Annotated in this window: 8 protein-coding genes; 7 read left to right on the top strand and 1 reads right to left on the bottom strand. The window is 64.8% G+C overall.

All coding sequences use genetic code 11. The features are described from left to right. Positions 1 to 1,015 (bottom strand): low specificity L-threonine aldolase (locus N7650_RS18325; RefSeq protein WP_279899435.1); only part of this gene is annotated, 1,015 nt, incomplete at its 3' end. 341 nt (positions 1,016 to 1,356) lie between these two features. Between N7650_RS18325 and N7650_RS18320 the strand changes: the two genes are divergently transcribed. From N7650_RS18320 to fdhA, 7 genes are all read left to right on the top strand, one after another. Continuing rightward, positions 1,357 to 2,610: a serine hydroxymethyltransferase gene (locus N7650_RS18320; protein WP_009404114.1), complete on the top strand. Its 1,254-nt coding sequence runs from the start codon at positions 1,357 to 1,359 to the stop codon at positions 2,608 to 2,610. Positions 2,611 to 2,625: 15 nt separating this feature from the next. After that, positions 2,626 to 3,876: a sarcosine oxidase subunit beta family protein gene (locus N7650_RS18315; RefSeq protein WP_009404115.1), complete on the top strand. Its 1,251-nt coding sequence runs from the start codon at positions 2,626 to 2,628 to the stop codon at positions 3,874 to 3,876. 14 nt (positions 3,877 to 3,890) lie between these two features. Continuing rightward, the gene (locus N7650_RS18310) at positions 3,891 to 4,220 is read left to right on the top strand and encodes a sarcosine oxidase subunit delta (RefSeq protein ID WP_009404116.1); all 330 of its coding nucleotides are present in this window, start codon (positions 3,891 to 3,893) and stop codon (positions 4,218 to 4,220) included. Then, positions 4,217 to 7,234 (top strand): sarcosine oxidase subunit alpha, encoded by a 3,018-nt coding sequence (locus tag N7650_RS18305; RefSeq protein ID WP_009404120.1) that lies wholly within the window; start codon positions 4,217 to 4,219, stop codon positions 7,232 to 7,234. Before N7650_RS18310 ends, N7650_RS18305 begins: the two co-directional genes overlap by 4 nt. A 153-nt stretch (positions 7,235 to 7,387) precedes the next feature. After that, complete coding sequence (soxG, locus tag N7650_RS18300; protein WP_009404122.1) at positions 7,388 to 8,020, top strand: sarcosine oxidase subunit gamma family protein; 633 nt, start codon at positions 7,388 to 7,390, stop codon at positions 8,018 to 8,020. Between the two features lie 11 nt (positions 8,021 to 8,031). Then, positions 8,032 to 8,889: a formyltetrahydrofolate deformylase gene (purU, locus tag N7650_RS18295; protein ID WP_009404124.1), complete on the top strand. Its 858-nt coding sequence runs from the start codon at positions 8,032 to 8,034 to the stop codon at positions 8,887 to 8,889. A gap of 252 nt (positions 8,890 to 9,141) precedes the next feature. After that, a complete protein-coding gene (gene fdhA, locus N7650_RS18290; protein ID WP_009404126.1) occupies positions 9,142 to 10,341 on the top strand; it encodes a formaldehyde dehydrogenase, glutathione-independent in 1,200 nt (399 codons plus the stop codon). Positions 10,342 to 10,410: the final 69 nt, after the last annotated feature.

The raw sequence follows: 10,410 nt of genomic DNA, 5'->3' as shown, positions 1-10,410 counted from the left end.
CCGCCGCCAATTCCCGCACCCGGGCTTCCTCGGTGTCCCACGAACACATGAACCGCGCCCCACCGCTGCCAATGAAGGTGTAGAACCTCCAGCCTTTATTCCGCAGCTGTTCCAGCGCCGCCTCCGGCATCTGCAGGAACACCCCGTTGGCTTCCACCGGGAACATCAGTTCGACCCCCGGGACATCCGCCACCAGGCCGCTCAGCAACTGCGCGCAATGGTTGGCATGCTGCCCGTGACGCAGCCACGCGCCGTTTTCCAGCAGGCCTACCCAGGGCGCTGACAGGAAGCGCATCTTCGAGGCCAGTTGCCCGGCCTGCTTGCAGCGGTAGTCGAAGTCCTCGGCCAGCTTGCGGTTGAAGAACAGGATCGCTTCACCCACCGCCATGCCGTTCTTGGTGCCGCCGAAGCACAGCACGTCGATCCCGGCTTTCCAGGTCAGTTCCGCCGGCGAGCAGCCGAGGAAGGCGCAGGCGTTGGCGAAGCGGGCGCCGTCCATGTGCAGGTTCAGCCCCAGTTCCTTGCAGGTCTCGCTGATCGCCTTGAGTTCTTCCGGGCGGTACACGCTACCGACCTCGGTGGCCTGGGTGATGGTCACCACGCGCGGCTTGGGATAGTGGATGTCCTGGCGCTTGAGCGCCACTTCACGGATCGATGCCGGCGTCAGCTTGCCGTTCTCGCTGCGCGCGGTGAGCAGCTTCGAGCCGTTGGAGAAGAATTCCGGCGCACCGCATTCGTCCGTCTCGACGTGGGCAGTCTCGGAGCAGATCACGCTGTGGTAGCTCTGGCACAGGGACGACAGGGCCAGGGAGTTGGCCGCGGTGCCGTTGAAGGCGAAGAACACTTCGCAGTCGGTTTCGAACAGCTGGCGGAAATGGTCGGCGGCGCGGGCCGTCCACTGGTCGTCGCCGTAGGCGCGTTCGTGACCCTGGTTGGCCTTTTCCATGGCGGCCCAGGCTTCCGGGCAGATACCGGAATAGTTGTCACTGGCGAATTGCTGGCTTTGTTCTGTCATGGCTCGGGTCCTGTTAGCAAGGCAGGGGAGCACTCTAAAGCATGGCCTGTCAGGTTGCCTATACAACCTGGTTTCGATGTCGTTTTCAGGGGCCTCATCGCTGGCAAGCCAGCTCCCACAGGGACTGTACACGCCGCACCTGTGGGAGCTGGCTTGCCAGCGATGAGGCCCGAAAGAGCGACTATCGCAAACAAGACAAAACAATGTCGTAAACGCACCTTTGCGTGGCGTGCGCAGGCATCTGGCAGGGCCGTCCCGGTCATACCATCGCTGCAAAGGACACCCGTCAATGACACGGGTTCCACTTAAATAAGAGCCCCACCGCTGCCGGGAGAAATGCGATGTTCAGCAAGCAAGACCAGATCCAGGGTTACGACGATGCACTGCTGGCGGCCATGAACGCCGAAGAGCAACGCCAGGAAGATCACATCGAGCTGATCGCCTCGGAGAACTACACCAGCAAGCGCGTCATGCAGGCCCAGGGCAGCGGCCTGACCAACAAGTACGCCGAAGGCTATCCGGGCAAGCGCTATTACGGCGGTTGCGAGCATGTGGACAAGGTCGAGGCCCTGGCCATCGAGCGTGCCAAGCAGCTGTTCGGCGCCGACTACGCCAACGTCCAGCCACACTCCGGTTCCTCCGCCAACGGCGCGGTGTACCTGGCCCTGCTGCAGGCCGGCGACACCATCCTGGGCATGAGCCTGGCCCACGGCGGCCACCTGACCCACGGCGCCAAGGTGTCTTCCTCCGGCAAGCTGTACAACGCGGTTCAATACGGCATCGATACCAACACCGGCCTGATCGACTACGACGAAGTCGAGCGCCTGGCCGTCGAGCACAAGCCGAAGATGATCGTCGCCGGCTTCTCCGCCTACTCCAAGACCCTCGACTTCCCGCGCTTCCGCCAGATCGCCGACAAGGTCGGTGCGCTGCTGTTCGTCGACATGGCCCACGTCGCCGGCCTGGTCGCCGCCGGCCTGTACCCGAACCCGCTGCCGTATGCCGACGTGGTCACCACCACCACCCACAAGACCCTGCGCGGTCCGCGTGGCGGCCTGATCCTGGCCAAGGCCAACGAAGAGATCGAGAAGAAGCTCAACGCCGCGGTCTTCCCTGGCGCCCAGGGCGGCCCGCTGATGCACGTGATCGCGGCCAAGGCCGTGTGCTTCAAGGAAGCCCTCGAGCCTGGCTTCAAGGCCTACCAGCAGCAAGTGATCGAAAACGCCCAGGCCATGGCTGGCGTGTTCATCGATCGTGGCTACGATGTAGTGTCCGGCGGCACCGACAACCACCTGTTCCTGGTCAGCCTGATCCGCCAGGGCCTGACCGGCAAGGACGCCGATGCCGCCCTGGGCCGTGCCCATATCACCGTCAACAAGAACGCCGTGCCCAACGACCCGCAGTCGCCTTTCGTGACCTCGGGCCTGCGCATCGGTACCCCGGCCGTCACCACCCGCGGTTTCAAGGTTGCCCAGTGCGTGGCCCTGGCCGGCTGGATCTGCGACATCCTCGACAACCTCGGTGACGCCGATGTGGAAGCCGATGTGGCGCGCAACGTGTCGGCACTGTGTGCGGACTTCCCGGTTTACCGCTGAGTGGAGCAAAGAATCATGCAACGTTATTCGGGCTTCGGCCTCTTCAAGCATTCCCTCAGCCACCACGAGAACTGGCAGCGCATGTGGCGCACGCCAACGCCGAAGAAGGTCTACGACGTGGTCATCGTCGGCGGCGGCGGCCACGGCCTGGCCACGGCCTACTACCTGGCCAAGGAACACGGCATCACCAACGTGGCCGTGATCGAGAAGGGCTGGCTGGGCGGCGGCAACACCGCGCGCAACACCACCATCGTGCGCTCCAACTACCTGTGGGACGAATCGGCGCATCTGTACGAGCACGCCATGAAGCTGTGGGAAGGCTTGTCCCAGGACATCAACTACAACGTGATGTTCTCCCAGCGCGGCGTCTACAACCTGTGCCACACCCTGCAGGACATGCGTGATTCCGAGCGTCGGGTCAACGCCAACCGCCTCAACGGCGTGGACGGCGAACTGCTCAACGCGAAACAGGTGGCGGAAGAAATTCCCTACCTGGACTGCTCGAAGAACACCCGCTATCCGATCATCGGCGCCACCGTGCAACGCCGCGGCGGCGTGGCCCGCCACGATGCCGTGGCCTGGGGCTTCGCCCGTGCCGCCGATGCCCTGGGCGTCGACCTGATCCAGCAGACCGAAGTGATCGGCTTCCGCAAGGAAAACAACACCGTGATCGGCGTGGAAACCAACAAGGGCTTCATCGGCGCCAAGCGCGTTGGCGTAGTCACCGCCGGTAACTCCGGGCACATGGCGCGCCTCGCCGGCTTCCGCCTGCCGCTGGAATCCCACCCGCTGCAAGCGCTGGTGTCCGAGCCGATCAAGCCGATCATCGACAGCGTGATCATGTCCAACGCCGTGCACGGCTACATCAGCCAGTCCGACAAGGGCGACCTGGTGATCGGCGCCGGTATCGACGGCTGGGTCGGCTACGGCCAGCGCGGCTCGTACCCGGTGATCGAGCACACCCTGCAGGCCATCGTGGAAATGTTCCCGATCCTCTCCCGCGTGCGCATGAACCGCCAGTGGGGCGGCATCGTCGACACCAGCCCGGACGCCTGCCCGATCATCTCCAAGACCCCGGTGAAGAACATGTTCTTCAACTGCGGCTGGGGCACCGGCGGCTTCAAGGCCACCCCGGGTTCGGGCAACGTCTTCGCCGCCAGCCTGGCGAAGGGCGAGATGCACCCGCTGGCCAAACCGTTTTCCATCGACCGTTTCCACAACGGCGCCCTGATCGACGAACACGGCGCAGCCGCCGTCGCCCACTAACAGGAGAATCCATCATGCTGCACATCTTCTGTCCACACTGCGGCGAACTGCGGTCCGAGGAAGAGTTCCATTCGGCCGGCCAGGCGCACATCCCGCGTCCGCTGGACCCGAACGCCTGCACCGACGAGCAGTGGGGCGACTACATGTTCTTCCGCGACAACCCGCGCGGCCTGCACCACGAACTGTGGATCCACGCTGCCGGTTGCCGCCAGTACTTCAACGCCACCCGCGACACCGTGACCTACGAGATCCTGGAAACCTACAAGATCGGCGCCAAGCCGCAAGTCACCGGTAAAAGCAGCGCCCCGCAGTTGGTCGCCAACGGCCAGGGAGAAAAGGTATGAGCCAGGTTTATCGTCTTTCCAGCGGCGGCCGCATCGACCGCAGCAAGGTCCTGAACTTCACCTTCAACGGCCAGACCTACCAGGGTTATGCCGGTGACACCCTGGCCGCTGCGCTGCTGGCCAACGGCGTCGACATCGTCGGGCGCAGCTTCAAGTACTCGCGTCCGCGCGGCATCATCGCCGCCGGTGCCGAGGAGCCGAACGCCATCCTGCAGATCGGCGCCAGCGAAGCCACCCAGGTGCCGAACGTGCGTGCCACCCAGCAGGCGCTGTACTCCGGCCTGGTGGCCACCAGCACCAACGGCTGGCCGAGCGTGAACAACGACGTCATGGGCATCATCGGCAAGGTCGGCGGCAAGATGATGCCGCCGGGCTTCTACTACAAGACGTTCATGTACCCGCAGTCGTTCTGGATGACCTACGAGAAGTACATCCGCAAGGCAGCCGGCCTGGGCCGCGCGCCACTGCAGAACGACCCGGACACCTACGACTACATGAACCAGCACTGCGACGTGCTGGTGGTCGGCGCCGGCCCGGCCGGCCTGGCTGCCGCCCTGGCCGCAGGCCGCAGCGGTGCGCGGGTGATCCTCGCCGACGAACAGGAAGAGTTCGGTGGCAGCCTGCTCGACAGCCGCGAAAGCCTCGACGGCAAGCCGGCGACCGAATGGGTTTCCGCTGCGGTCAACGAACTCAAGGGCATGCCGGAAGTCACCCTGCTGCCGCGTGCCACCGTCAACGGCTACCACGACCACAACTTCCTCACCATCCACGAGCGCCTGACCGACCACCTCGGTGATCGCGCGCCGATCGGCCAGGTGCGCCAGCGCATGCACCGCGTGCGTGCCAAGCGCGTGGTGCTGGCCACCGGCGCCCACGAGCGTCCACTGGTCTACGCCAACAACGACGTGCCGGGCAACATGCTGGCCGGTGCCATTTCCGTCTATGTGCGCCGCTACGGCGTGGCCCCGGGCCGCAAGCTGGTGCTGTCGACCAACAACGACCATGCCTACCGCGTGGCCCTCGACTGGCACGACGCCGGCCTGCAAGTGGTCGCCATCGCCGACGCGCGCCACAACCCGCGCGGTTCGCTGGTGGAAGAAGCGCGGGCCAAGGGCATCCGCATCCTTACCTCCAGCGCCGTGGTCGAGTCCCGCGGCAGCAAGCGTGTGACCGGTGCCCGTGTCGCCGCCATCGACGTCAAAGCGCACAAGGTCACCAGCCCCGGCGAGTGGCTGGACTGCGACCTGATCGGCAGCTCCGGTGGCTACAGCCCGGTTGTGCACCTGGCTTCGCACCTGGGTGGCAAGCCGGTCTGGCGTGAAGACATCCTCGGCTTCGTACCGGGCGATGCGCCGCAGAAACGTGTGTGCGTTGGTGGCATCAATGGCGTCTTCGCCCTGGGCGACAGCCTGGCCGACGGCTTTGCCGGTGGCGCCCTCGCCGCCGCCGAGGCCGGCTTCAAGGCTCCGGCCGTGACCGTGCCGAAGACCCTGGCGCGCCAGGAAGAAGCCACCGTGGCGCTGTTCCAGGTACCCCACGACAAGAGCACTGCCCGCGCACCGAAGCAGTTCGTCGACCAGCAGAACGACGTCACCGCCGCCGCCATCGAACTGGCGACCCGCGAGGGCTTCGAGTCGGTCGAGCACGTCAAGCGCTACACCGCGCTGGGCTTCGGTACCGACCAGGGCAAGCTGGGCAACATCAACGGCCTGGCGATCGCCGCGCGTTCCATGGGCATCACCATCCCGGAAATGGGCACCACCATGTTCCGCCCGAACTACACGCCGATCACCTTCGGCGCGGTTGCCGGGCGTCACTGCGGCCACCTGTTCGAGCCGGTGCGCTTCACCGCCCTGCATGCCTGGCACGTGAAGAACGGCGCCGAGTTCGAGGATGTCGGCCAGTGGAAACGGCCGTGGTACTTCCCGCGTGCCGGCGAGGACATCCACGCCGCCGTGGCCCGTGAATGCAAGGCCGTGCGCGACAGCGTGGGCCTGCTGGACGCTTCGACCCTGGGCAAGATCGACATCCAGGGCCCCGATGCCCGTGAGTTCCTCAACCGCATCTACACCAACGCCTGGACCAAGCTCGACGTGGGCAAGGCGCGCTACGGCCTGATGTGCAAGGAAGACGGCATGGTCTTCGACGACGGCGTGACCGCCTGCGTCGGCGACAACCACTTCATCATGACCACCACCACCGGCGGTGCGGCCCGCGTGCTGCAATGGCTGGAGATCTACCAGCAGACCGAATGGCCGGACCTGAAGGTGTACTTCACCTCGGTCACCGACCATTGGGCGACCCTGACCCTGTCCGGCCCGAACAGCCGCAAGCTGCTCAGCGAGGTCAGCGACATCGACCTGGACAAGGACGCCTTCCCGTTCATGAGCTGGAAGGAAGGCCTGGTGGGCGGCGTGCCGGCGCGCGTGTTCCGGATTTCCTTCACCGGCGAGCTGTCCTACGAGGTCAATATCCAGGCCAACTACGCCATGGGCGTGCTGGAGAAGATCGTCGAGGCCGGCAAGAAGTACAACCTGACCCCGTATGGCACCGAGACCATGCACGTACTGCGGGCGGAGAAGGGCTTCATCATCGTCGGCCAGGACACCGACGGCTCGATGACCCCGGACGACCTCAACATGAGCTGGTGCGTCGGCCGCAACAAGCCGTTCTCCTGGATCGGCCTGCGGGGCATGAACCGCGAAGACTGCGTGCGCGAAAACCGCAAGCAGCTGGTGGGCCTCAAGCCGGTGGATCCGACCAAGTGGCTGCCGGAGGGTGCGCAACTGGTGTTCGATCCGAAGCAACCGATCCCGATGGACATGGTCGGCCACGTCACCTCCAGCTACGCCGCCAACTCCCTGGGCTATTCGTTCGCCATGGGCGTGGTCAAGGGCGGCCTCAAGCGCATGGGCCAGCGCGTCTACTCGCCGCAGGCCGATGGCAGCGTGATCGAGGCGGAGATCTGTTCTTCGGTGTTCTTCGATCCGAAAGGTGAGCGGCAGAACGTTTGACGGAGTTCCTGTGGGGGTTGTGATGGCCTCATCGCTGGCAAGCCAGCTCCCACAGGGTCCGGTGCATGCAGTACCTGTGGGAGCTGGCTTGCCAGCGATGAGGCCCTCGAAAGCGACACAGGTCCAACAGAATTCAAGGCAGGTATAAAAAAGATGAGCGCCATCAACGTCTACGAACAACGCCCTGGCTCCGACGCCAAGGCCGAATCGCCGCTGCACCACGCCGACCTGTCCAGCCTGGTCGGCAAGGGCCGCAAGAACCCGGGTGTCACGCTGCGCGAAAAGAAATTCCTCGGTCACCTGACCCTGCGCGGCGACGCCCATGACCCGGCCTTCGCCAGCGGCGTATTCAAGGCCATCGGCCTGGAATTGCCGGTGGCCCTGACCGTGGTCGCCAACGGCGAGATGTCCCTGCAATGGCTCGGCCCGGACGAGTGGCTGCTGATCGTGCCCGGCGGCCAGGAAGTCCCGGTGGAGAACGCCCTGCGCGAAGCGCTCGCCGGCCAGCATATCCAGGTGGTCAACGTCAGCGGCGGGCAGACCCTGCTGGAACTGAGCGGCCCGAAAGTCCGCGAAGTGTTGATGAAGTCCACCAGCTATGACGTGCACCCGAACAACTTCCCGGTCGGCAAGGCCGTCGGTACCGTGTTCGCCAAGTCGCAACTGGTGATCCGCCGTACCGGCGAGGAAACCTGGGAACTGCTGATCCGCCGCAGCTTCTCCGACTACTGGTGGCTGTGGCTGCAGGACGCCTCCGCCGAATACGGCCTGGCCATCGAAGCCTGAGGAGTATCGCCATGAGCCGTGCCCCGGACACCTGGATCCTCACCGCCGACTGCCCGAGCCTGCTCGGCACCGTGGATGCGGTTACCCGCTTCCTCTACGAGCAGCGCTGCTATGTCACCGAGCACCACTCGTTCGATGACCGGCTGTCCGGGCGCTTCTTCATCCGCGTCGAATTCCGTCAACCCGAGGACTTCGATGAACACGCCTTCCGTGCAGGCCTTGCCGAGCGCGGCGAGGCCTTTGGCATGGCCTTCGAGCTGACCGCACCGAACCACCGGCCCAAGGTGGTGATCATGGTTTCCAAGGCCGACCACTGCCTCAACGACCTGCTCTATCGCCAGCGTATCGGCCAGCTGGGCATGGACGTGGTGGCGGTGATTTCCAACCACCCGGACCTCGCACCCCTGGCCGAGTGGCACCATATTCCGTACTACCACTTCCCGCTGGATCCCCATGACAAGCCGGGGCAGGAGCGCAAGGTCCTGCAGGTGATCGAGGAGTCCGGCGCGGAGCTGGTGATCCTCGCCCGCTACATGCAGGTGCTGTCGCCCGAGCTGTGCCGCCGCCTGGACGGCTGGGCGATCAATATCCACCACTCGCTGCTGCCCGGGTTCAAGGGCGCCAAGCCGTATCACCAGGCCTACAACAAGGGCGTGAAGATGGTCGGCGCCACGGCGCACTACATCAACAACGACCTCGACGAAGGCCCGATCATCGCCCAGGGGGTGGAAGTGGTGGATCACAGCCACTATCCCGAGGACCTGATTGCCAAGGGGCGGGATATCGAGTGCCTGACGTTGGCGCGGGCTGTGGGGTATCACATCGAGCGGCGGGTTTTCCTGAACGCCAATCGAACTGTAGTGCTCTGACTGGCCTCATCGCTGGCAAGCCAGCTCCCACAGGGTCCGCTGCATGCAGTACCTGTGGGAGCTGGCTTGCCAGCGATTTGCATTTCTGAAACCGACAAAAACCTGCCGCCGGTAGATAACTGGCTGTCGCACCCAGTCACTGCATTCACGGCAGGCAGGCCCACAATTCCCCCATTCCAGTAACACATGCCGCCCATGGACGGTGGCGCTTCAACCAACGCTGCATAATTACAAATCAAGCGAGGTAAGAGCATGTCTGGCAATCGTGGAGTGGTGTATCTCGGCGCCGGAAAGGTCGAGGTGCAGAAGATCGATTATCCGAAGATGCAGGACCCGCGCGGTCGCAAGATCGAGCACGGGGTGATCCTCAAGGTGGTGTCCACCAATATCTGCGGCTCCGACCAGCACATGGTGCGCGGCCGGACCACCGCCCAGGTCGGCCTGGTCCTGGGTCACGAAATCACCGGCCAGGTGGTGGAGAAGGGCAGCGATGTCGAGAACCTGAAGATCGGCGACCTGGTGTCGGTACCGTTCAACGTCGCCTGCGGCCGCTGCCGCTCCTGCAAGGAACAGCACACCGGCGTGTGCCTGACCGTCAACCCGGCCCGTGCCGGTGGTGCCTACGGTTATGTCGACATGGGCGACTGGACCGGCGGCCAGGCCGAATACGTGCTGGTGCCGTATGCCGACTTCAACCTGCTGAAACTGCCGGACCGCGACAAGGCCATGGAGAAGATCCGCGACCTGACCTGCCTGTCCGATATCCTGCCGACCGGCTACCACGGTGCGGTGACTGCCGGCGTAGGTCCGGGCAGCACCGTCTATGTGGCCGGCGCCGGCCCTGTCGGCCTGGCCGCTGCTGCCTCGGCGCGCCTGCTCGGTGCGGCGGTGGTGATCGTCGGCGACGTCAACCCTGTCCGTCTGGCGCACGCCAAGGCCCAGGGCTTCGAGATCGCCGACCTGTCCCAGGACACCCCGCTGCATGAGCAGATCGCCAACCTGCTGGGTGAGCCGGAAGTGGATTGCGCTGTCGATGCGGTAGGCTTCGAGGCCCGTGGCCATGGGCATGCCGGGGCCAAGGCGGAAGCGCCGGCCACGGTACTCAACTCGCTGATGCAGGTCACCCGCGTGGCCGGCAAGATCGGTATCCCGGGCCTGTACGTGACCGAGGACCCGGGTGCGGTGGATGCCGCGGCGAAGATCGGTGCCCTGAGCATCCGCTTCGGCCTGGGCTGGGCCAAGTCCCACAGCTTCCACACCGGCCAGACCCCGGTGATGAAGTACAACCGCGCGCTGATGCAGGCGATCATGTGGGACCGCATCAACATCGCCGAGGTGGTCGGGGTGCAGGTCATCAGCCTGGACCAGGCACCGGAAGGCTATGGCGAATTCGATGCCGGCGTGCCGAAGAAATTCGTGATCGACCCGCACAAGATGTTCAGTGCGGCGTAAGCGGACATGAAGAAGGGGCCACGTCTGGCCCCTTCCTTATGGGTTGCACCGAACCTGTGGGAGCTGGCT

Source organism: Pseudomonas sp. GD04058, assembly GCF_029836855.1.
GTDB classification, from domain to species: Bacteria; Pseudomonadota; Gammaproteobacteria; order Pseudomonadales; family Pseudomonadaceae; genus Aquipseudomonas; species Aquipseudomonas bharatica.
This window is presented reverse-complemented; position numbering and strand designations above follow the sequence as displayed.

What these genes read in the sequence shown, in the direction of transcription:
- N7650_RS18320 (WP_009404114.1), top strand. Translation starts at nt 1,357, where the DNA reads ATGTTCAGCAAGCAAGACCAGATCCAGGGTTACGACGATGCACTGCTG.
- N7650_RS18315 (WP_009404115.1), top strand. Translation starts at nt 2,626, where the DNA reads ATGCAACGTTATTCGGGCTTCGGCCTCTTCAAGCATTCCCTCAGCCAC.
- N7650_RS18310 (WP_009404116.1), top strand. Translation starts at nt 3,891, where the DNA reads ATGCTGCACATCTTCTGTCCACACTGCGGCGAACTGCGGTCCGAGGAA.
- N7650_RS18305 (WP_009404120.1), top strand. Translation starts at nt 4,217, where the DNA reads ATGAGCCAGGTTTATCGTCTTTCCAGCGGCGGCCGCATCGACCGCAGC.
- soxG (WP_009404122.1), top strand. Translation starts at nt 7,388, where the DNA reads ATGAGCGCCATCAACGTCTACGAACAACGCCCTGGCTCCGACGCCAAG.
- purU (WP_009404124.1), top strand. Translation starts at nt 8,032, where the DNA reads ATGAGCCGTGCCCCGGACACCTGGATCCTCACCGCCGACTGCCCGAGC.
- fdhA (WP_009404126.1), top strand. Translation starts at nt 9,142, where the DNA reads ATGTCTGGCAATCGTGGAGTGGTGTATCTCGGCGCCGGAAAGGTCGAG.